The 20,661-nt window shown below is 68.9% G+C and carries 20 protein-coding genes and 1 tRNA gene; 10 read left to right on the top strand and 11 right to left on the bottom strand.

From position 1 onward, the window contains the following. Positions 1 to 20 precede the first annotated feature (20 nt). Entirely contained in the window at positions 21 to 545 is a 525-nt protein-coding gene (locus ACFYRH_RS36055) for a gamma carbonic anhydrase family protein (protein ID WP_387784528.1), read from the bottom strand. A gap of 109 nt (positions 546 to 654) precedes the next feature. On the opposite strand from ACFYRH_RS36055, the gene ACFYRH_RS36050 reads away from it, so the two are divergent. Both ACFYRH_RS36050 and ACFYRH_RS36045 read left to right on the top strand, forming a co-directional pair. Next, positions 655 to 1,017, top strand: a complete 363-nt coding sequence (locus ACFYRH_RS36050) for a cupin domain-containing protein (RefSeq protein WP_387784526.1) — start codon at positions 655 to 657, stop codon at positions 1,015 to 1,017. Then, entirely contained in the window at positions 1,018 to 1,398 is a 381-nt protein-coding gene (locus ACFYRH_RS36045; protein WP_387784524.1) for an Imm7 family immunity protein, read from the top strand. 623 nt (positions 1,399 to 2,021) lie between these two features. Here ACFYRH_RS36045 and ACFYRH_RS36040 read toward each other — a convergent pair. Further along, positions 2,022 to 2,597, bottom strand: a complete 576-nt coding sequence (locus ACFYRH_RS36040) for a TetR/AcrR family transcriptional regulator (protein WP_387784523.1) — start codon at positions 2,595 to 2,597, stop codon at positions 2,022 to 2,024. Between the two features lie 118 nt (positions 2,598 to 2,715). On the opposite strand from ACFYRH_RS36040, the gene ACFYRH_RS36035 reads away from it, so the two are divergent. Both ACFYRH_RS36035 and ACFYRH_RS36030 read left to right on the top strand, forming a co-directional pair. Further along, positions 2,716 to 4,095: an MFS transporter gene (locus ACFYRH_RS36035; RefSeq protein ID WP_387784521.1), complete on the top strand. Its 1,380-nt coding sequence runs from the start codon at positions 2,716 to 2,718 to the stop codon at positions 4,093 to 4,095. Beyond that, on the top strand, positions 4,085 to 4,552 hold the full coding sequence (locus ACFYRH_RS36030; RefSeq protein ID WP_387784519.1) for a GNAT family N-acetyltransferase: 468 nt from the start codon (positions 4,085 to 4,087) through the stop codon (positions 4,550 to 4,552). Before ACFYRH_RS36035 ends, ACFYRH_RS36030 begins: the two co-directional genes overlap by 11 nt. On the opposite strand, the gene ACFYRH_RS36025 is transcribed toward ACFYRH_RS36030, so the two are convergent. Then, a complete protein-coding gene (locus ACFYRH_RS36025; RefSeq protein WP_387784517.1) occupies positions 4,537 to 5,352 on the bottom strand; it encodes an endonuclease/exonuclease/phosphatase family protein in 816 nt (271 codons plus the stop codon). The genes ACFYRH_RS36030 and ACFYRH_RS36025 overlap by 16 nt on opposite strands. A gap of 111 nt (positions 5,353 to 5,463) precedes the next feature. On the opposite strand from ACFYRH_RS36025, the gene ACFYRH_RS36020 reads away from it, so the two are divergent. Next, positions 5,464 to 6,303, top strand: coding sequence for a DMT family transporter (locus tag ACFYRH_RS36020; RefSeq protein WP_387784516.1), 840 nt, complete (start codon positions 5,464 to 5,466; stop codon positions 6,301 to 6,303). A 6-nt stretch (positions 6,304 to 6,309) separates the two neighbouring features. Here ACFYRH_RS36020 and ACFYRH_RS36015 read toward each other — a convergent pair whose 3' ends face one another. Together ACFYRH_RS36015 and ACFYRH_RS36010 are read right to left on the bottom strand one after the other, a co-directional pair. Next, a complete protein-coding gene (locus tag ACFYRH_RS36015) occupies positions 6,310 to 7,113 on the bottom strand; it encodes an SDR family NAD(P)-dependent oxidoreductase (protein WP_387784514.1) in 804 nt (267 codons plus the stop codon). Continuing rightward, positions 7,110 to 8,438, bottom strand: coding sequence for an FAD-binding oxidoreductase (locus tag ACFYRH_RS36010; RefSeq protein WP_387784512.1), 1,329 nt, complete (start codon positions 8,436 to 8,438; stop codon positions 7,110 to 7,112). The genes ACFYRH_RS36015 and ACFYRH_RS36010 overlap by 4 nt, the downstream gene beginning before the upstream one ends. 164 nt (positions 8,439 to 8,602) lie before the next feature. Here ACFYRH_RS36010 and ACFYRH_RS36005 point away from each other — a divergent pair, with 164 nt between their 5' ends. After that, positions 8,603 to 9,463: an MBL fold metallo-hydrolase gene (locus ACFYRH_RS36005; RefSeq protein WP_387784510.1), complete on the top strand. Its 861-nt coding sequence runs from the start codon at positions 8,603 to 8,605 to the stop codon at positions 9,461 to 9,463. Positions 9,464 to 9,468: 5 nt separating this feature from the next. Here the strand turns inward: ACFYRH_RS36005 and ACFYRH_RS36000 are convergent, their stop codons facing one another. Together ACFYRH_RS36000 and ACFYRH_RS35995 are read right to left on the bottom strand one after the other, a co-directional pair. Further along, positions 9,469 to 10,596 carry a serine hydrolase domain-containing protein gene (locus ACFYRH_RS36000; RefSeq protein WP_387784508.1) on the bottom strand — a complete coding sequence of 376 codons (1,128 nt, stop codon included), beginning with the start codon at positions 10,594 to 10,596 and terminating at the stop codon, positions 9,469 to 9,471. Positions 10,597 to 10,638: 42 nt separating this feature from the next. Then, a complete protein-coding gene (locus tag ACFYRH_RS35995; RefSeq protein WP_387784506.1) occupies positions 10,639 to 13,656 on the bottom strand; it encodes a PQQ-dependent sugar dehydrogenase in 3,018 nt (1,005 codons plus the stop codon). Between the two features lie 171 nt (positions 13,657 to 13,827). Here ACFYRH_RS35995 and ACFYRH_RS35990 point away from each other — a divergent pair, with 171 nt between their 5' ends. Further along, on the top strand, positions 13,828 to 14,721 hold the full coding sequence (locus ACFYRH_RS35990; protein WP_387784504.1) for a GIY-YIG nuclease family protein: 894 nt from the start codon (positions 13,828 to 13,830) through the stop codon (positions 14,719 to 14,721). Positions 14,722 to 14,748: 27 nt separating this feature from the next. Beyond that, complete coding sequence (locus ACFYRH_RS35985; RefSeq protein WP_387784503.1) at positions 14,749 to 15,432, top strand: hypothetical protein; 684 nt, start codon at positions 14,749 to 14,751, stop codon at positions 15,430 to 15,432. A gap of 65 nt (positions 15,433 to 15,497) precedes the next feature. Here the strand turns inward: ACFYRH_RS35985 and ACFYRH_RS35980 are convergent, their stop codons facing one another. The 3 genes from ACFYRH_RS35980 to ACFYRH_RS35970 form a co-directional block, all read right to left on the bottom strand. After that, complete coding sequence (locus tag ACFYRH_RS35980; protein ID WP_387784501.1) at positions 15,498 to 16,238, bottom strand: TrmH family RNA methyltransferase; 741 nt, start codon at positions 16,236 to 16,238, stop codon at positions 15,498 to 15,500. Between the two features lie 15 nt (positions 16,239 to 16,253). Beyond that, on the bottom strand, positions 16,254 to 16,550 hold the full coding sequence (locus ACFYRH_RS35975) for a DUF4287 domain-containing protein (RefSeq protein WP_387784499.1): 297 nt from the start codon (positions 16,548 to 16,550) through the stop codon (positions 16,254 to 16,256). 90 nt (positions 16,551 to 16,640) lie between these two features. Next, positions 16,641 to 18,014 (bottom strand): pyridoxal phosphate-dependent decarboxylase family protein, encoded by a 1,374-nt coding sequence (locus ACFYRH_RS35970; protein ID WP_387784497.1) that lies wholly within the window; start codon positions 18,012 to 18,014, stop codon positions 16,641 to 16,643. 64 nt (positions 18,015 to 18,078) lie between these two features. On the opposite strand from ACFYRH_RS35970, the gene ACFYRH_RS35965 reads away from it, so the two are divergent. Then, a complete protein-coding gene (locus tag ACFYRH_RS35965; RefSeq protein ID WP_387784495.1) occupies positions 18,079 to 19,395 on the top strand; it encodes an MFS transporter in 1,317 nt (438 codons plus the stop codon). On the opposite strand, the gene ACFYRH_RS35960 is transcribed toward ACFYRH_RS35965, so the two are convergent. Further along, positions 19,325 to 20,524, bottom strand: a complete 1,200-nt coding sequence (locus tag ACFYRH_RS35960; RefSeq protein WP_387784493.1) for an MFS transporter — start codon at positions 20,522 to 20,524, stop codon at positions 19,325 to 19,327. The two genes, ACFYRH_RS35965 and ACFYRH_RS35960, sit on opposite strands and share 71 nt — an antisense overlap. Positions 20,525 to 20,559: 35 nt before the next feature. Here ACFYRH_RS35960 and ACFYRH_RS35955 point away from each other — a divergent pair. Beyond that, a tRNA-Thr gene (locus ACFYRH_RS35955) sits at positions 20,560 to 20,632 on the top strand. Positions 20,633 to 20,661: the final 29 nt, after the last annotated feature.

Here is a 20,661-nt window from a genome sequence, read left to right as displayed (position 1 = left end):
AACAGGTCAGATCGCGGTGTCTAGTCCTCCACCAGTTCCACGGTGGTGGCGTGGCGTTTGGCGAGGGCGTGGTAGACGGCGGCGTTGTGGTCGACGAAGAGCTTGGGGGTGCCTTCGAGGGGGACGATCTTCTTCGCGGGGCTGCCCATCGCGACCGACTCCCCGGGGATGACGGCGCCCGGTGTGACGGTGGAGCCGGCGGCGATCAGGGTGCGGGGGCCTACGACGGCGCCGTCGAGGACGATCGCGCCGTTGCCGACGAGGGCTTGTTCGCCGATCGTGCAGTCGTGCACGAGGCATTGGTGGCCGACGGTCGCGTTCGGGCCGATCTCGCAGCCGTTGTGGCCGACATGGATGACGGTGTTGTCCTGGATGTTGGCGCCGGCCCGGATCGTGATCGTGCCGAGGTCGGCCCGGATCACGGCGCCGTACCAGATCGAGACGCCGGCCTCGACGACGACGTCGCCGACGAGCGTGGCGGTCGGGGCGATCCAGGCGTCGGGGTGGACGGTCGGGCGCTTACCTTCGAACGCGTACAGCGGCATGCGCCTCACCTTATGCGAGCCCGCCGGCGGCACCGGTGCGGCAGGGCGAAAGGGGTTTGAAAGCGCCTGGTGCGAAGTTACGGTGACAGCTCAGAGCGAGGAGGGTGGCATGACGGAGATCGCGAGTTCCGGGGCCGCGGTGATCAATCGCGCCGACGGGAGGGACGACGGGGAGGAGTGGACCGAGAACTACACCGAGCTGCCGGGTGGGGCCGGCGTTTCGCTGATTCTCGAGTCGACCACGCAGGAGGGCGTCGGGCCGCGGTTGCACAAGCATCCGTACGCCGAGACGTTCATCATCCGGCGTGGTTCGGCGACGTTCACCGTCGACACGGAGGAAATCGTGGGCACGGCCGGGCAGATCCTGGTGGTCCCGGCCGACACACCGCACAAGTTCCGTACGGGTCCCGGTGGCTACGAGGCTGTGCACATCCACGCCAACCCGACCTTCGAAACCGTCTGGCTGGAGTAGTTGTACGAGTGGCACGGCTGGGCGACCGTCGTCGCGTCGCCCAGCCCGGATGACGACGACACCCAGCAGCACAACGCGGAGGAGCAGGTACGCCGGTTGCTCGCGGACGCCGGCGGGGTGGCGAACGAGACAGTCGACTGCCGTCTCGCGAACGGCATGGTGCACGTCTGGCTGGCCGGTTCGCACAACCGCCGCGATGACACGGTGATCGACCTGTTCCGCTCGATCGCGCGCGTCGCGCCCGGGTCGTACGGCGTGCTGTACGCATACGAGCACGGCCTGGACGACGGCTGGCAGCGCTGGGTCATGCGCCGCGGCACCGTCGAGCTCGAGGCGGACACCGACCTGTCTCCACACCTCGGAACGGTCGAGGACCGCTAATCACTCCGGGCGTCCGTCGCGTCCGCACCCCCGTCTCCCCATGCCGCCGAGCCCGCGCCGCCTGGCCGGCCCCCAGCCCCGTCGAGTCGTGGCGTTTGGTTCGTGGTGGGTCCGCCGAGTCGTGGGGTGTGGTCGTAGGTTGGCAACCGTTTCTCACGACTGGGCGGAGCGTGGGCGGGTTGTGGGGAGCGGGCGCTCGCGTGGCGGGCGGGGTTCGCGCCGTACGGGCGTTCCTCGCGCACGCACGACACGTCTCCCCAGCCGCGCCGAGCCCGCGCGGCCCGGCCGGCCCCCGGGCCCGTCGAGTCGTGGCGTTTGGTTCGTGGTGGGTCCGCCGAGTCGTGGGGTGTGGTCGTGGATCGCCAGCCGGTTCTCACGACTCGGCGGAGCGTGGGCGGGTTGTGGGGAGCGGGCGCTCGCGTGGCGGGCGGGGTTCGCGCCGTACGGGCGTTCCTCGCGCACGCACGACACCTCTCCCCAGCCGCGCCGAGCCCGCGCCGCCTGGCCGGCCCCCGGGCCCGTCGAGTCGTGGCGTTTGGTTGGTGGCGGGTTGCCGAGTCGTGGGGTGTGGTTCCGGATTGGCAGCCAGTTCTCACGACTCGACGGATCGGCGGGGCGTGGGGTCAGGTGGGTGGGGTGAACGCGGCTAGGAGGGTTGCGGTGATGTAGGGGGCGGCGTCGGCCGACGTGATGCGGCCGGCGTGGATCTCGCTTGCGGCGCCGTGCATCACGTTGTGCATGACGCTGACCAGCCACGACGTCGGCAGGTCGGAACGGAACACGTTTTCTTTGCGCCCGCGTTCCAGCAGGCGTTCCACGCGCGCCATCGGATCGGCGTGCAACTCACGCACGCGCCCGGGCGGCAGCGTCTCCTGAGCCGCGAGTAACAGTGCGCGGTACTGGTCCACGAGATGCCAGCTCGACTCGATCAGCCGGGTCAGCGCGGCCCGCGGATCGCCGGTGAGATCGACCTTTCCGAGCGTTTCCTCGCCGACCGCGATCGCCTGCACGAACACCGCGTCGACCAGCTCGGCGCGTGACGGGAAGTGGCCGTACAGCGTGACCCGGCCGACGCCGGCCGCCTTCGCGATCTCCGACGTACTCGCGTTCGGGTCGCGGGTCAGGCAGTCGGCCGCCGCGGTCAGGATCGCCGCGATGTTGCGCTGCGCGTCTGCCCGCCTGGTGGTCGCGGTCGCCATCCACCCACCTCCCTGGAAATTGAACACCAGTGTACGAAATCCTCTTGTCGAACACCAGTGTACGAGTTACCGTACCGACCATAACCCGTACAGCTGTGTTCAAGTTAAGGATGAGGCCATGACCCAACCAGACCCCCGGCGGTGGCGACTGCTGGGGCTGCTCGCCGTCGCGCAGTTCATGCTGATCCTGGACGTCACCGTGGTGGCGATCGCGCTGCCGAACATCGAGACCGACCTCCAGCTCCAGCGCGAGACGCTGACCTGGGTGGTCAGTGCGTACACGTTGATGTTCGGCGGCCTGATGCTCCTCGGCGGTCGTGCCGCCGACCTGTTCGGATCCCGCCGCGTCGTGCTGACCGGCCTGTTCGTGTTCACCCTCGCCTCACTGGCGACCGGTCTCGCCACCGGCCCCGAGATGCTGCTCGCCGGACGGGTGGCACAGGGGATCGGCGCCGCGATGCTGTCGCCGGCAGCGCTGTCCGTCGTCACGAAGACGTTCGACGGCGAGGAGCGCAACAAGGCGCTGGGCATCTGGTCCGCGATGGGCGGTGGCGGCTCCGCGGTCGGCGTACTTCTCGGCGGCCTGCTCACAGCGGGCCCCGGTTGGCAGTGGGTGTTCTACATCAACCTGCCGATCGGCGCGGCGGTCTTCACGCTGCTGCTCAGGATGCTCCCGGCCGATACCCCGAGTGAGCAGTCCGGTCGCCTTGATGTCCCGGGCGCGCTGCTGGTCACGGCCGGCACCGGTACGGCGATCTACGCACTGATCAACGCCGGCGACCGCGGATGGCTCTCGGCCGCGACCCTTGGCACGTTGGCCGGCGCTGTCGTTCTGTACGGCGTGTTCGCGTGGATCCAGCGCACCGTCCGCTCGCCACTGATGGACCTCAAGATCCTCACCCGCCGACCGGTTGCCGCAGGCATCTTCATGCTCCTGGTCGCGACCGCGCTGATGATCTCGATGTTCTTCCTAGGCTCCTTCTACCTGCAGCACTTCCAGCAGTACGGCGCCCTCCGCACCGGACTGTTGTTCCTCCCCGTCGCCCTCGCCGCGATCGTCGGCGCGCACTTCGCTGGTCGGCTCGTCGGCGGCGTCGGCGCGCGACCTGTCGCGTTCGCAGGGTTCCTGATCACCGGGCTCGGTGTCGCCGTCCCCGCGATCTGGGAAGGTGCTGCGGTGGTCGTGATCGGGATGAGCGTCGGGACGATCGGGCTCGGTGCCGCGTTCGTGGCGGCGTCGACCACGACGTTCGCGCAGGTCGACCACCACGAGGCCGGGCTGGCGTCCGGGCTGTTGAGCACGTTCCACGAGTTCGGCGCGTCGCTCGGTGTCGCGGTGGTGTCGAGTGTGGCGGCGGCCAGCCTGGCCGGGACCGTGACGACCGGGTTCAGCCGGGGCTTCACGTTCGCCGCGATCACCGCCGCGGTGGCGGCCGCGCTCGCGCTGGTCGTCGTACCGGCGTTCAAGCCTTCGACCGGAGGGGTTCATGTCCATTGAGATTCGCCGCGCGCTGGTCGCGGATGCGGAAACGGTCCTGACGTTGCTGGGGGAGCTGGCCGACTATCAGGACCAACGGAACTACGTGACGTCGACTGTCGAGGACTGGCGGGGTTTCCTCGAGCAGGAAACCGTGTTCGTGCTGATCGCACACGTTGACAGAATCGCCGCGGGCTACGTTTCCGCGGTCCGCCGCCCGTACCTCTGGGTCGGTGGCGACCAGCTCGCGCTCGACGATCTCTACGTCCGTGAGCAGTTCCGGGACGGCGGAATCGGCCGGAAACTGATGCTCGCGCTGGCCCGGATCGCGTTGCCCGACCGGCTCCCGATCAGCTGGGGCCTGCGGATCGAGAACACCGCGGGCTACCGGTTCTACGAGCGCCTCGGTGCCAAGCTGGTCACGAAGACCGCGGCCGGCTGGTCACCGGAGGTGTACGAACGTCAGCTGAACGAATAGGTCGCCGCGACCGGCAGGTGGTCGGACGCGAGGCTCACCGGAACCGATGCCGCGGTCGGCGTCAGCTGTGCACTGTGCAGCTGGAAGTCGATCCGCTTGGTCGGCAGCGGCACCGGACTGGTGAGCCCGAGCCCGAACCCCTTCTGCGGCCACGTGTCGGTCCAGTGCGTCGTCAGCGTCTTGACCTCGGTGCTCGTCGGTACGGCGTTCAGATCGCCGACGAGCAGCGTCGCCTCGGGCGCATCCTTCAGCAGGCCGATGATCGCGTTCACCTGTTCGACGCGCTCACCGTCGTTGATCGTGGTCAGATGCGTGTCGGCGAAGCGCAACGGCGTACCGCCGACGTCGATCAAGGTCTCCAGCAGACCGCGCTGCTCGCTCCCCGCGTGCAGCGGCAGCAGTGTGTTGCGCGAGTCGACGATCGGGTACTTCGAGAGCACCATCGTGCCGTACTGGCGACGCGGCTTGCCCGGCTCGGCCGGGTCCCAGTCGAGATTCGCGGCGAACACGTAGTTCATCTTCAACCGAGCCGCCAGCCAGGCGGGTTGGTCCACGAAGTTGCTGCGGGCATCGAAGAACTTGTCGACCTCTTGGAGACCGATGACTTCGGCGCCCGAGGCCTCGATGGTCTTCGCGACCCGCTCGAGATCGAGCTTCCCGTCCACCACACCCACACCGTGATGCATGTTGAACGTGAGTGTCTTCACCGTGGTCGCCTCCACCTTCGCCTGCGCGGTCAACGGCGAAACGGTCAGCAACAGACACCCGGCCAGCGCGGCAAACATCCCCGATCGACGCATACCCGCAGTATCTCCAAGCCTCAGGGTCACTTGTCGTTGTGACAAGCAGAAGCCTGCTGTGCTTGCCGGAACGCCATGGTGCGATCGCGGCACGATTCCTACCGTGAGGTGATGCGCAGGACCGCTCCGCCGCAGGTGTACTTCGTCGTCAGCGCGACCTTCCACTACCTCGGACCCGCGCTCGCGGTACTGCTGTTCGCGCGGATCGACCCGCTCGGTGTGGCCTGGCTGCGGATCGCCGCCGCCGGCGCGATCTTCTGGATCTGGCGCCGGCCCTTGCGCGCCTGGCGATCGCTGGACGACGGAACGCGACGCGTCCTGCTGGCGATGGGCGCCGTACTCGCGGCGATGAACTGCTGCTTCTACCTGGCGATCGACCGGGTACCGCTGGGCACGGTCGCCGCCGCCGAGTTCGCCCCCGTGATCGTGCTGGCCGCTATCGCGGTCCGAAGCCTGCGCAATCTGTCGGCGTTGGCGCTGGCCGTCATCGGGGTCTACCTACTGACCGATGTCCGGCTCTCACACGACTGGATCGGCCTCGTGTTCACGGCATTGAACGCGATCCTGTTCGCGGCGTACGTCGTCCTCGGGCACCGAGTGTCTCGCGCGGAAGGACTGCGCCGGATCGACGGGCTCGCCCTGGCGATGGGTGTCGCCACGATCCTCGCCCTCCCGGTCGGTGTCCGGGACGCCGCACCGGCGATCGCGGACCCGCGGTTGCTGACCGCGGCCGTAGGGGTCGGGGTGTGTTCGTCGGTGATTCCGTACGTGGCAGATCAGCTCGCGATGGCGCGTGTGCGGAGGTCGACGTTCGCGCTGATGCTGGCGTTGCTGCCCGCCGTGGCGACGGTGATCGGGGCCGTCGTCCTGCGGCAGATCCCGCAGGCCGCGGAGTTGGCGGCCGTGGTGATCGTCGTCGTCGCGGTCGGGCTGCATCGCGAGGCTGGATAACCGGAATCACATAGCTTCCGCCGCCAGACCCTGCCAGTCCGCCCAGGTCTTCAGGCGCTCGGCGTACACCTGCTGCACCATCGGGAACCCTTGCGTTCCGAAGAAGACCCGCAGCGGCGGGTTGGGCGCGTCGGCCAGCTTCAGGATCGCCCGCCCGGCCGCATCCGGGTCGCCGAAGTCAGCCGCTGCCAGGTACGCCGTCAGTCCCGCGCGCAGGTCGTCGTACAGCGGATTCGGGTCGGCCTGCACGCCACCGGTCACGCCGTCGGTCGCGTAACCGCCGGGCGCGACCACCGTCACCTTGACTCCGAAACCAGCGACCTCTTGGGCGAGCACTTCACTCAGTCCTTCGAGGGCCCACTTGGACGCGCAGTACGCGCCGCCCAGCGCGAGCCCGGTGAGGCCGGCGACCGAGGAGATCTGGATGATGTGGCCGTCGCCCTGCGTACGCAGGTACGGCAGCGCTGCCTGCACGACCCAGAGCGGACCGAAGAAGTTCGTGTCGAACTGATCGCGCAGCTGCGCCTCGCCGAACTCCTCCACCGCGCCGGACAGCCCGTAGCCCGCGTTGTTGACGATCACGTCGAGCCGGCCGAAGTACGCGTTGGCCTGTCCCATCGCTTCGAACACGGCGGTCCGGTCGGTGACATCCAGCGTGAGCGGGAGGACGGCGGCGCCGTACCTGCTGCTCAGTTCGGTGAGACTGCTCCGGGCCGTCGCGGCCACCCGATCCCCACGGGACAGGGCGGCCTCGACGAAACTGCGCCCCAGACCGCGGGACGACCCGGTGACGAACCAGACCTTGCTCATGCCGGCCGCACGTTGTGGTTGCCGGCGAACAGGTTGGCCGGGTCGTACTCGCCCTTCACCGCCGCGAGCCGCTCGTACGTCGTCGCCGGGTAGACCGCCGCGACATCGGCGTCGTCGGCGGTGGACAGGAAGTTCGCGTACGCGCCGGTGGTGTTCGGCGCGAGCCGGTCCCACAGCTGCTGCCGCGCCGGACGCGTCGCCTCGACCACCGGCGGCGGACCGATCGTCGTCGTGCTGAACATCAGCTCGGCCTGCCGGTGAGCGTACGCCGTCGCGTCGTCGGCGATCTGCGCCACCGCGCCACCGACGGTCCGGACGGCGATGATCGGGGAGCCCTCCGAGGTGCCGGTCTCGGCGAGGATCCGCAGTACCTCCGGCACGGAATCCTTGTCGACAAAGGCACTCCGGGTCACCAGCTGGATCCCGGGCGGCGGCACCGCGCCGTCCACGAGCACCTCCGCGTACGGCGTCAGCGCGATGTCGTCGGCGAGCACCGTACCGAGCGCGCGGATCGGGTCGATCGCCCGCGCGGCGAGCTCCGCGTCGTCACCGTCGTACGCGAGCTGGATCTCCAGCGGGGCCTCGGGACCGCCGAGGAACGGGTTCGCGAACGAGGCGATCGAGCTGAGCTCGGCGGGCGCGCTGCGCTGGTAGTCGGCCCAGCCCTGCAGTACCTCGGCGATCTCGCTCGCCGGGAACACCACCTTGCCGAAGTAGATGTCGGTCGTCGGGTGCGCCGCGAACTCGAACGCGGTCACGATCCCGAAGTTCCCGCCGCCACCGCGGAGCGCCCAGAACAGCTCGGCGTTCTCGTCGGCCGACGCCCGTACGACGTCACCCGCCGCGGTCACGAGCTCCGCGGCGACCAGACTGTCCATCGCCAGGCCGTACTTGCGGACCTTCCAGCCCATCCCGCCGGACAGCGTCAGCCCGCCGACGCCGACGCTCCGGGTGTCACCCGAGGAGATCGCCAGCCCGTGCGGCGCCAGCGCGGGCGCGACCTGTCCCCAGGTGGCGCCGCCGCCGATCCGCACGAGGTGCTTGTCCTTGTCGACGACCTCGATCCCGGCCAGGTCGCCGAGGTCGATCACCACACCGCCGTCGTTCGTCCCGAATCCCGGGAAACTGTGTCCACCCCCGCGCACCGCGAGCGGCAGTCCGCTCGCCGCGGCGTACCGGACGGCGTGCTGCACGTCCTCGACACTCGCCGGCCGCAAAACGTACGCGGGGCTGCCCCCGACCAGCACGGTGCGCGCCGCGACGTCGTACCCCTCGTCACCCGGCGCGACGATCGCCCCACCGAATCCCTCGACTACTGCGCTCATGACGATCCTTTGCGTTTGCCCTCATCGAACAAACACCTGACGACCGCCGGGCAAACCCTGTGACGTGAACAACCCCACATCACACAACGCGGGGCTGTTTCGTCTGGCGTGCCGAATCCGCCGCGCTCCTGCCCGCCGGTCCGGAAAGGTGCGATAGTGACCCGATGCTGTACGAGTTCTCGGTCGGACAGTTGGCGTGCGTAGTGGTCAGCGACGGTCAGCCCGCGCCGCCGTTCGAGCCGCCACTGGAGCAGTTCTTCACACCGGACTCCGGGGTACCAGCCGACGCGTTGCGTGCCGCGGCCGTGCGCGAAGACCGCTCTACGTTGACCTGCGGCTACAACTGCCTGTTCGTCAGCACGCCGGACGGGATGGCGGTCGTGGACACCGGTCTGGGCGCGAGCTTCCTCGGGTACGGCGAGTACATCGAGCCGCTCGTCGGTCAGTTGGAGCACGGGATGGACGACGTCGGCCTGTCCCGCGCGACCCTGGCCGCCGTCGTCTTCACCCACCTCCACCAGGATCATTCCCGCGGCGCGATCTGGTCCGGCGAGGTGCGGTTCCCGGCGGCAACGGCGTACGCGCATGCCTCGGAGGTCGCGTTCTGGAAGGGGCCTGTAGAGCTGCCGTCAGCGCAGCCGCACCTTGCGGCCGCGCGCGAAACGATCCGCCTCTTCGGCGAGCGGATGCGGCCCTTCGAGCACGACACGGAACTCCTGCCCGGAATCCGCGCGGTCGCCGCACCCGGTCACACGCCGGGGCATTCCGCGATTCTCCTGGAGTCTGGGGGAGAGCGGCTGCTGTGCGTCGGCGACACCTTCTACGACCCGCTCCAGCTCACCAATCCGACCTGGTCCACGCCATGGGACCTGGATCGTCCCGTCTCCGTCGCCACCCGCCGCGCGATGCTGGAACGAGCGGCCGACGAGCAGTTGATGATCCACGCCTACCACCTCCCGTTCCCAGGCCTGGGCCATGTCCAACGCACGTCCACCGGCACGTTCAGTTGGCACCCGCTTCGGTGAGATGGTCAGGTCAGGGAGGTGCGGAGGGCGGTGACGAGGCGGGTGGCTCGTGGGTCGCCGTGGCCGATCATGCGGTTCGTGGTGTAGGCGAACGCGACGCCGTACTCGTCGTCGCCGAAGGCGAACTGGCCGCCGGCGCCGTCGTTGGCGAAGCTGCGCGGGCCGAGCGTCGGGCGGAAAGTACTGTCGAGCAGGAACCCTGAACCCCAGCGAGCGCCGGCGTCGAACCCGAGGAACCCGGCGCCGGACGACACCTCGGTGACCGCGTCGGAGATGGTGCCAGGGGTGAGCAGGCGTTCCGAGCCGTCGATGCCGGTGACTGCGGCGGCGTACACGCCCGCGAGGCCGGTGGCTGATGCGACCGCACCCGCGCCGGGGAGCTCCATCGCCAGCAGGTCGCGATCGTTCCAGCCGTGCGGTACGTCGAGTCCCGGGAACACCAGCGCGCCGTTCATCGTCACGATGCGCATCAGCAGGTGTTCGGGATCCAGCGCAGGCGGCCGTTCGTCCGCCTCCGCCAACCGGGCCAGCGTGGGCAACTCCGACGCCGGCAGGCCGATCCAGGCCCGCAACCCGAGCGGATCGCCGATCACCGAGCGGAAGTACTCCCCAGGCAGCTGTCCCGTGATCCGCCGTACCACTTCACCGAGGACGAAACCGAACACGTGCCCGTGATACTCGTACGTCGTCCCCGGCTCCCACAGCGGCTGCTGTTCCTCGATCGCCGCGACCACCGGCGTCCACGCCGCGATCTCGTCGAACGACAACGTCTTGTCCAGCACGGGGATCCCGGCCCGGTGCCCGAGGATCATCCGGGACGTGATCCCGTCTTTGCCTGCAGCAACAAATTCCGGCCAGTAGTCACCGATCGGTGCGTCGAGCGAAAGCCGGCCTTGCTGCGCCAGCAGGTGTACGACGACGCTCACCAGCCCCTTGGCGCAGGAGAACACCGGAACGACGGTCTCCCGCGTCCAGGCCCGCCCCGGCACCGCTTCGCCGTCCCAGAGCTCCACCACCTTCCGTCCACCCGAGTAGACAGTGACCGCCGCGCCCAGTTCCGGGAACGACGAGAAGTTCTCCGCGAAGGTGTCCGCGACCGCGCCGTACCCTTCGTCCACCCAACCCTTGCTCATGGGGAAGACGATAGGCCGGAGCGGCCACGTCAACGATCGAATTTACGGGAGCACCCACTTCTGACTGCTGACCGTGCTGCAGGCGTTGAGGACGAGTCTCGTGCCGTTGGCGGTTGCGCCGTTGGTGGCGGCCAGACACAGGCTCGAAGCGGCGTTGACCAACGTGCCACTGGATTGGGGCACCCAGCGTTGGCCCGCAGTACCGTCGCACGTCCACAGAACCGCGGGCGTGGCCGAGGTGATGGCACGGGCAGACAGGCACTTACCCATCGCGCGGATCGTGCCGTCGTCGGTGGATGGAGTCCACTGCTGGTTGACCGCCCCCTTGCACGTGTAGAGCGTGGTCGGAGTGCCGTCCGCGGTGGCCGCCTGGTAGACATCGATGCACTGACCAGCAATCCCGGTCGCCGGCCCGCTGTCCTGGTAGACGCCGAACTCCCACAGCGAGTAGTAGCTCCCGGCAACGGCCCGCTTCGTCGCGTTGATCCGCACGAACCGCGCATAGTTGGGCGTGAACCGTACGTCGTCCGTCCCGCCGTCACCGCTGACGGTCGACGCGACGGTCTTCCACGTCCGCCCGCTCCCGGAGACCTGGACCTGGTACGACTTCGCGTAAGCCGTCGACAGCCAGTTCAGCAACACGCGGTTGACGACCTGCACCGAGCCGAGATCGATCCGGATCCACTGCGGATCGGATCGCGCACTGGACCACGCCGTACTCATCGACCCGTCGACGGCCTTCGCCGCCTCACGCCCCGGCAGATAGACGCTCGAGGCAACCGTCGGCCGGCCCCGCGCGATGTTCCGCTTCACCCCGTACGTCGCCGTGTACGACGCGGCCGTCGCGGGTGCCGTCAGGTTGTGGTTCCGCGCCCCGCCGTCCGACCAGGTCGCGAACCGGTACGCCTGGTTCGAGATCGCCTGTGCCGGGTCCGCCGACACCGACACGCTGGACCCGACGATCGTCGTACCACTGAGCGGTGTCCTCCCGGTCGTGTTCAGGAACGTCACGGGCAGCCCCGCCGGGACGGTGCCGAACTTCAGGCCGACCGTCTTCGGATCCAGCCGCACGCTCTTCGTGTCGGTCAGTCCTTGCGCATCGGTCGCCGTCAGCCGCAGCTCGAGGTACGACGGATACTCGTGATCCGGGGCCGGGAACGAACTGCTCGCACCGGTGAGCGACGTGATGGTGTGGGTGTGGCAGTCACTCGGACAGTGATGCATGATCAGCGACCAGGTCAGCGCCGAGCCCGGCAGCGTCCCCTGCTCGGGGTCCGTCGCCGAACCCGAGAAGGCGATCGTGTCCCCGACCTTCCAGGTCGTCGCCGGACCGGGGGAGGTGATCAACGCGGTCGGCGCCGTGTTCGCCACGTCGATCTGCGTGGACGTCGTACTCGACGTTTTCCCGTCGGACACCCGCAGGCGCGCGGTCACGGTCGCGGTCGTCGTGTAGGTGTACTGAACGGTCGGCGCGGTCGAGTCGTCGTACGCGCCGTCCCCGTCCAAATCCCAGGCGTACGTCAGCGGGTCGCCGTCCGCGTCGTTGGACGCGGTTCCGTCGAATGTCACGGTCAACGGCGTCGGCCCGCTCGACGGGGCGGCGTGGATGACGGCGGTCGGCGGGTTGTTCGTGCCGTTGTACACGTAGCGCAGGATGCGGCCGTTGTCGTAGTCGACGGTGAAGAGATCGCCACCCGGACCGGTCCGCAGGCGAGTGGCGCCGTACCCGGACGCGAAGAGCTGGATCTTGCTCTGGTCCGGCAGCCCGTTGCTGCCCGGCATCATCGCCCACACACACCTGCGGCTGTAGTCGGTGAAGAACAGCGCACCGTCGTACTCCGACGGGTAGTTTCCGCCCGAATAGAAGGACAGACCGGAAATGGACGAACTGCCGGTCGAGCACGTTCCGCCGACCTGCTCGGTGTGTTTGTAGGAGTAGTACGGCGCTGCGACCGCGGAGGAGCCGGCGGCGTACAGGTTCTCGCAGATCGACACATTCGCGCTGTCGTATCCGGGCTGGCGGCCCGCCCCTTCGTAGCAAGGCCAGCCGAGGTTGGTGACGCCGGCCGTCGGGTCGGCGATCCGGTCGATCTCCTCCCAGGTCGAGTAGCCGACGTCGCCGATCCAGAGCTCTTTGGTGCCTGGGCGGAAGGTGAACCGCATCGGGTTGCGCAGGCCCTCCGCGACGATCCGGCGGGAGTTCAGGTCGGCGCTGGTGATCAGCGGATTGCCCGGCGCGGCCTGGCCGGTGTCGGGGTCGATGCGGATGATCGAACCGTCCAAAGTGGTGGGATCGCCGGACGTGCGCAGGTCCTGCGCGCGCAGTGCGCCACCTTCGGCCGTCGGCGAGGTGAGCGTCGCGCTGACCGCTGCGGGCCCGTCACCGCAAGGGTTGTCGGGTGTGACGTCCGAGGCCAGGTAGCTGTCCTGGCCGTAGTCGACGTAGTTGAAGCTCGCGCCGTCGCCACCGCCGGCGTACAGCATGCCGTCAGGGCCGAACTCGATCGAGCCGATCGAATGGCTCGGGTACACCTGGCACCAGTCCTCGACCAGCACCTGCTCGGCACCGGCCCCGTTGATCACCGACAGCCGTGCGCTCGCCTGACACCCGTCGCTGGTCGGGCCGGGCGGGTTCGGGCACGGGTCGTCGTTCGTGTCCGGCGTACCCCACTTCGGTGTCGTCCCGCCGATCAGGCCGTCGTGCGTGTACAGCACGTACATGCGTGGATCCGTTGGGAAGTTGGGATGCAGTGCGATCCCCAAGAGACCACGGTCCCAGTAGTTGTAGACCTCGGTGCGTAGGTCGGCGTACACGCTCGGTGTCGTGTCGTCGAGCGACTGGAAGACCTTGATCAACCCGCTCTTCTCGGCGACGAACACGCGGCCGTCCGGCGAGAACGCGACGTTCGTCGGGTTGGTCAGGCCGCTGAACACCACCTGCTCGCTGAATCCGGTCGGCGTGACAGCAGCCCGCGCCGGCGCGATCACGGCGAGCGGCAGCAACAGCAGGACGGACAATCCGGGCAGCGCACGGCGCAGCCACGTGGCGGAAATCCTCACGAGCCCCCCAGCTCCACAACCCCGGCGCCCGCCCTCACAGCCCCCTGCGAGCACTCGGATCGCCCGCCAGAATGGCGTCTCACCACACCCCTGCGCAAGGCCGGACGACCATTCGTTTCAAACACTCCGTCGATCGATCACAGCGCCGATCGGACCGGGCACACTGGGCTGATGATCCGCAGTGTCCGGGAGCTTCCCACTGGCCCCGGCGTCTACCGTTTCCGCGACGCCACCGGGAAGGTGCTGTACGTCGGTCGCGCGCGCAACCTCCGCCGCCGCGTGCAGTCGTATTGGGTGAACCTCGGCGACCGTCCGCACCTCGCGCGGATGGTACGGCGGATCGCCCGCGTGGAAGGGGTCTGGTGCGACTCGGAGCACGAGGCGGCGTGGCTCGAACGCAATCTGCTCGAGCACTTCAAGCCGCGCTGGAACCGCGTCGAGGGCGGGGCGGAGGTGGTCGGGTACATCCGGCTCGACAGCGGCACCCGGCCGGGCTTGCGGTTCGAGCACATCGTCGCCGGGAACGCACCGCACTTCGGGCCGTATCTCGGTGGACTGCGGATCCGGCAGGCGATTTCCGGTCTGCATCGGGTGCTGCCGCTGCAGTACACGGTCGAAGGTGACGGGTCGGCCGAGGAGTTCGGCCGGTTGTTCGGGATCGGGCCGAAGGACCGCGACGCGTTGGCGCGGGCCGCGATCGCCGTACTCGAACGGGATCCGGCCGCGGTCGGCACGGTGCGCGACGAGCTGGTGCGGCGGCGGGACCGGGCGGCGGGCGAACTGCGGTACGAGTTCGCCGCGAAGGTGCAGGGGGAGATCGAGGCGCTGGACTGGATCGTCGCGGAGCAGAAGGTCTCTTGGCTCGAGCCACGGGACGCCGATGTTTACGGGTGGGCGTCGGGGGTGCTCGTCCGGTTCGAGGTGCGGGGCGGGCGGATGTGCCGGTGGACGCAGCGGGCCGCGGGCGCGGCGACGGGGCGCGAGCGGGCGGCGGAGACGCCGGAGTTGTGGCGGGAGTTCGCGCAGCGGAATGCGGAACTTGCCGCGCGGATGCTCAAGGAGTGACTTCCTCGTTACTTAGCATGGTGACCCATGACGCAGCCGCCGGGTCCACCGCCGAATCAGCCTGCAGGCCCGCCGCCGAATCTGCCGCCGGGGCAGTTGCCGGATCAGCCGGTTTATCCGCCGCCGTTTCCTTCTCAGCCGCCGGGGCCGCCGACGCGGTCGAAGGGGCTGTGGCTGTTGGTCGGTGGGCTGGTGTTGCTGCTGGTGATCCTGGTGGTGACCGGTGTCGTGCTGCTCGCGACCCAGGGCGACGACAAGGCGGCGGACAAGACTCCGGCCGTGCGCACGAAACCGTCGGACCCCGCTGCGGTCGAGTTCCGCCGGGTGCTGACGGCGAAGCCCGGCAACTGTCCCACGCCGGCGCCGGCTGGGGTGTCCTGCGACGACAAGGGCACCGCGTACACGCTCGGCAAGGTTGAGCTGAACGGCAGCAACGTGTCGGAGGTCAAGGCCGACGTGCAGCAGGGATCGACGACCGGCCAGTGGTACGTCGCCCTGAACCTCGACCCCGAGGGCACCAAGCTGTTCGCGCAGCTCACCGCGAGCCTCGCCCAACAGCAGCCACCGGCGAACCAGTTGGCGATCGTCGTCCACGACCAGGTGGTCGCGGCACCCACGGTGCAGTCCGCGATCCCGGGCGGCAAGATCCAGATCAGCGGCGGTTACACCCGCGACGCGGCCGAGGCGCTGGCCGCCAAGATCACCGGCTAGCTGTGATGTACTCCGCCTTTCCGGGCTCTCGCCGGTTCGAGACGGCTGTCAGCGGTTCGTGATCATCAGCGGTTTGTGACCTCGAAGGCGACGACCGCGGCGGCGACGGCGACGTTCAGCGACTCGACGGTCGCGTGCAACGGGATCTGCAGGTCCGAGTCCGTGGTCACGGTGATGCCGTTGGTCTCACCGCCGAGCACGTACACCGCGCGCGGTGCGAGCTCGGCCTTGAACAGCGAGTCCTGGGAACGGGCCGACAGCCCGTAGACGTGGTACCCGGCGGTCCGCAGCAGGTCCACCGCGGCCTTCGCGGTGGACGTGTTCACGATCGGTGCCTGGAACGCGACCCCGGCCGACGCCTTGATGACGAGCGGCCCGACGTGCGGCGTACCGGCCCTGGGCAGGATGACGCCGTCGATCCCGGCGCCGGTCGCGGTCCGCAGAATCATTCCGACGTTTCCGGGATTGGTCACGCCATCAAGCAGGAAAACGTTGGTCGGCCGCTTTCCGCGGTTCCGGACGAACTCCTCCAGCGGCGTCATCCGCGGCGCGTTCACGTCCGCGACCACACCCTGGTCGTGCTTGCCGTTTCCGGCCAGCCACTTCACCCTGCTGGCCGTCGCCCGCTCGACCGGCGTTCCGAACCGTTCCGCCGCGCGCAGAATTTCCTGCATCGAGTGTCCGGTCGCGTTGTCCGCGAGCACCACCTTCGCCACCGACAGCTTCGGATCGTGCAACGCCTCCAGCACCGGCTTCCGCCCGTAGACCGTGATCCACTTGTCCCGCGGCGACTTCTTCGCATCCACCCGCCTACGGTAGCGCTAGGCGGTCAGCGGGTTGGTTGCCTTCCCGTCCAGCCAGAGCATGTTGGTCGGGTCCGCGTGTGTGCCCTTGGTGCCGACGTGCTTGTCGCTGATCCGCGGGCCGTTCTTGATCACGTGCACGAGCGCCATCGCGTGCCCGCGGCCGAGGTCGTAGTCGGCCTTCAGCCAGTCACAGATCACGCCGGCCTTCACGTCCTGCGCGTCGTACCCCCGGCTCTTCGCCTCGTCGACCAGGGCCCGCGGGGTCTTGCCGGTCTTGTCTTCGATCTTGTCCAAGTAGGCCTGGAACGACATGGTGATTTCCTCCTGGGTGGTCGTCGTACACACCTGCGTCGAGCGACCGGAGCGGAAATCGACACGCGGTCCCAGGAAAGCTCAGAAAGTTCAGGAAAGTTTCCAGCACTTCAGCACGGCCGCCGCCGACCGGTCGATGTCGTCCGGCCCGGTGGTCCAGTTGGTGACCGAGATCCGCATCGCGGCCTTTCCCTGCCAGGTGGTGCCGGACATCCAGCACGTGCCCTCGTCCTGGACCGCGGTGACCACCCGCCGCGTCACCGCATCGTCCTCCCCGAACCGGACCAGGACCTGATTGAGTACGACGTCGTTCAGCACCTCGACGCCCGCGGCGCGCAGGACGTCGGCGAAGCGGATCGCCATCGCGTGACACCGGTCGACGATCTCGGCGATCCCGGATCGGCCGAGAGCGCGAATGGCGGCGTACACCGGGATGCCACGGGCGCGTCGCGAGAACTCCGGGTTGTAGTCGAGCGAATCGCGCTGCCCGTTCTCGTCCTGGATCAGGTACGCGGCGCGGATCGACATCGCGGCGCGGTGCGGCTCGGGATGCGCACAGAACACCAGGCCGGAGTCGTACGGCACGTTCAGCCACTTGTGCGCGTCAGTCGCCCATGAATCGGCCTGCTTGACGCCTTGGAGGAGATGCGCGAGGGACGCGCTGACGGCGGCCCACATCCCGAACGCTGCGTCCACGTGCACCCAGGCGTTGTGCGCATGCGCTTGCGCACTGATCTCGCCCACCGCGTCGAACGCTCCGGTGTTCACGTTCCCCGCCTGAGCGCAGACGATCTGTGGAGTGTCGTGCGCAAATGCTTCCGCAAGTGCATCGGGCCGCATCCGGCCCTGGTCGTCGACCGGGATCGGTTCGATGCAGTCCGTGCCGAGACCGAGGAACCTGAGCGCGCGGTCCACCGTGTCGTGCCGCTCCGCCCCCGCCAGCACCCGGATCCGTGGCGCTCCGATCAGCCCCTGCCGTTCCACGTCCCAGCCGGCGCGCCGCAGTACCTCATGCCGGGCGGCCGCGAGGCCGGTGAAGTTCGCCATCTGCGCCCCGGTGACGAACCCGACCGATGTCGTCTCGGGTAGACCGAACAGTTCGACCAGCCAGCGCGCAGTGATGTCCTCGACCACGGCCGCCGCGGGTGAGGCGGCGTACAGACCGGCGTTCTGATCCCACGTCGTCGTCAGCCAGTCCGCCGCGAGTGACGCCGGCGTCGCCCCACCGAACACGAAGCCGAAGAACCGGCCGCTCCCGCTCGGAAGCAGCCCGTCCTCCACCCCGTCCGCGAGCCGCGCGACCACCTCGCGCGGGTCGCTCGGCCCGGCCGGCAACTCCTCGCCCAACGCCTTCCGCAGTTCGTCCGCCGTCGCCCGAGGCCCGACCCGGCGTTCCGGCAGCCCCGCCAGGTACTTCGTCGCCCGCTCGTACGCTTCGCCGAGCGGCCCCTCCCAATCGACCATGCTTCTTTTGTACGCCGTTTTCTTCGCACCCCCGCGGGCAGGCGCACCGGCGTACAGTTCGCGCATGCGGATCCGGAGCCACTGGTCGGCGATCGTCGGCTACTCCCTGGTGGGAGCGGCGACCCAGCTGGTCTGGCTGAACTTCGCCGGCGTCACCACGGTGGCCGCCGACCGGTACGGCGTCTCGGAAAGCGCGATCGGCTGGCTTGCGCAAGTGTTTCCGCTGCTGTACGTCGTACTCGCGATCCCGTGCGGAATCGCGCTCGACCGGTGGTTCCGCCCCGGGCTGATCGCGGGCGCCGTACTGACCGCTGTCGGTGCCGTCGTCCGGTTGATCGGCGACGATTTCGGCTGGCTGCTCGCGGGCCAGATCCTGGCGTCGATCGCGCAGCCGCTGGTGCTGAACGCGGTCACCGGCATCACCGGCCGCTACCTCGCGGAAAAAGACCGCCCCACCGGAATCGCGGTCGGAACCGCAAGCATTTTCGCGGGCATGGTGATCGCGTTCCTGCTGTCCGCGATCTTCACCACGGCGTCCTCCCTGCCCACGATGCTCATGCTCACGGCCGTCTTCTGCGTCCTCGCCACCCTGGTCCTGGCCGCAGCCCTGCGCCACCCCGGCACCTTCGACCCCGCGGACGCCCACGCCGCGCCGACAGCAGCAACCGCCCCACCCGCCACCACCTCGCACGCCGACGCCGCGACCGCTCCTGCGTCCTCAGCGTCTCCAGCCGCGCACCTCGACGGCGTCCCGGGCCACGCGGCCGGTGCACCGCCGCAGCGCCCCGGCCTGCGCGCCCTCGCGGCGGTCTGGGGTGACCCGTTGATCCGCCGCCTGTGCGTGCTCGCGGTCTTCCCCTTCGGCGTTTTCGTTGCCATGAGCACCTTCGCCCAGGCGCTCCTCGAACCCGCCGGCGTCAGCGGCGGCACCGCCAGCACCATCCTGCTCGTCAACGTCGTCGCCGGCGTCCTCGGCAGCGCCACGATCCCGATCTTCGTCGCCCGTCACCGCGCCGAATCCGCGCTGCTCGTCACCAGCCTGACCGCGACCGCCGCGGCCTGCGTACTCCTCGCGGTCGTCCCCGGCGTGTTCACCGGTTTCGTCGCGATCACCCTGATCGGTCTGCTCCTGCTCCCGGCCCTCCCGATCGTGCTGGAGCTCGTGGAACGCCGTACCGGAGAAGCCGAAGGCACCGCGGCCGGCCTGATCTGGATGGCCGGCAACCTCGGCGGACTCGTGGTGGCGGTCATCGTCGGCCTGCTCGTCGGCCACCCGACGGCCGCGTTCCTCGTGATGGCCGCGATCGCGCTCATCGCCGTACCTGGGGCTCGCGCTCTCCGTCGCCCGATCGCCGAACTCCGATCGCAGTCGCAACCGTAGCCACCAGCCCGCCGGCACCCGCGGCGACGAACGTGGTGCGCGCGTTGGTGTGCTGAAGGAGCAGTCCACCGAGCACGTACGAGATCCCGGCCGCCAGCCCGATCGCGCCGTACAGATTGCCGAACACCCGCGCCCGCAGATGCGCCGGTACGACGCGTTGCAGGTGCGTGTTGACTCCGACGTCGATGCCCGCGATGCCGAGCCCGCGGATGATCTGCAGTGCGAGCGCTGCCCAGATCGCCCACGCGAGCCCGGTGAGCAGATTGCCCATGCTGCTGACGGCGAACCCGAGAAGCATCAATGCCGGCATCGTGAATGAACCCGCGTAGCGCGCCAGGATCGCGAACCCGATGACGAGACCGATGCCAACTCCGGCGTACAACGTCGCAGAGGCCGAATCGCTGCCGTGCAGCTCGTCCTTCGCGAGGAACACCATCGCGACGTCGTCGACCCCGTTGAATGCCACCACGGCGAAGAACCCGATCCCGATCACCCGCACCGCGCGCGCCCGCCAGATATACCCGAGCCCGTCCCGGGCGTCCTTGAACAAGCTGTGTCCCGACCGCTCACCGGACTCCAGCCGGGGCAATCGATTGAGCAAGGCCGCCGACACGAAGAACGTCACCGCGTCGATCGCCAGGATCCCGCGTACGTCGGTCACCAGGAACAATCCGGCCGCGATCAGCGGACCGATTGCCTCGAGCCCGTTCGTACCCGCGCCGAGCGCCGAGTTCGCCGCCTCGAGTTGGTCGTCGCGCACCAACGCGGGCATCGCACTGCGCGAACTGGCCAGAAAGACCTGCGCCGCGACACCCCGCACAGCGACGAGAACCAACAGCACCGCGAGCGGCGGCAACGTGACGGCCATCGCGACCGTCAGTGCCCCCTGCACAAGATCACAAGCGACCATCACCCGCTTCAGATCGAACCGATCTCCGATCGCCCCCGCCAGCGCCCCGAACAACCCGGGCACGAAATCCCCCGCCAACAGCAACAACGCCACCGCCAGCGCGGCCCCGGCCGACGCCTGCACATACAGCAGCAGCGCCACCAGCCCCACCGAGTCCCCGAGCACCGAAACCGCCCGAGCCCCCCAAAGCCCCCTGAACCCCGCCGACCCGCGCAGCACCCCCCACACAATCCTCTACTATGTACCCCACACCCGCCGGTGTGGCGCAACTGGCAGCGCACCGCTCTTGTAAAGCGGTGGTTAGGGGTTCGAGTCCCCTCACCGGCTCTAGCTTTGACCAGGCATTACGGATCTTG

Origin of the sequence: Kribbella sp. NPDC004875, assembly GCF_042873375.1 — a bacterium.
Classification (GTDB): Bacteria; Actinomycetota; Actinomycetes; order Propionibacteriales; family Kribbellaceae; genus Kribbella.
This window is presented reverse-complemented; position numbering and strand designations above follow the sequence as displayed.